Source organism: Neisseria sp. P0020.S003 (assembly GCF_051957095.1).
Lineage (GTDB): Bacteria > Pseudomonadota > Gammaproteobacteria > Burkholderiales > Neisseriaceae > Neisseria > Neisseria subflava.
Genome location: NZ_JBQCWU010000080.1, coordinates 1 through 440 on the forward strand (window position 1 = coordinate 1; position 440 = coordinate 440).

The 440-nt window shown below is 54.8% G+C and carries 1 pseudogene; it reads right to left on the reverse strand.

Going from position 1 to position 440, the window contains the following annotated elements:
• Positions 1 to 219: 219 nt before the first annotated feature.
• Positions 220 to 440 (reverse strand): annotated as a pseudogene (locus ACTHTQ_RS11415) (2-oxoacid:acceptor oxidoreductase); the annotation flags it as partial.

Sequence of the window (440 nt, forward strand, 5' to 3'; positions counted from 1 at the left end):
GGTTTGAGATTCGTCTGGGGTTCCAGGGTCGGCAACTGCCGGTGTGGGCGGTTCGGGCTGCCAGTCTGCCGATTCTTCAATGTCGCGAATTTCCCAATCAGCAACGACTTTATCGGCGGTGGCCGCATCGTACTGCTCAATCAACCACTCCCGCAGACGACGGAAAATCGAGGCCGTGCGGCGGTGTGCATATTCGGAAAACTCGACATACTCATCGTCTTAAGCAAAATTAATGGCGGATAAACCTTTTACCGCAGGTGGTTGCGCACCGAGAAAAACGACGCGGCGCAGATACCAAGAGCATGGCTTCGGATTGCTTGGGCTGTCGGGCGGATAGAAGCTCGCTGACACCTTTTTGTAGCGGCCGTCTTTCACCCAGCCCATAAAATCATCGTCCATTTGCACAAAATCGGCCGACAGCACACCACCATCGGCTTGCA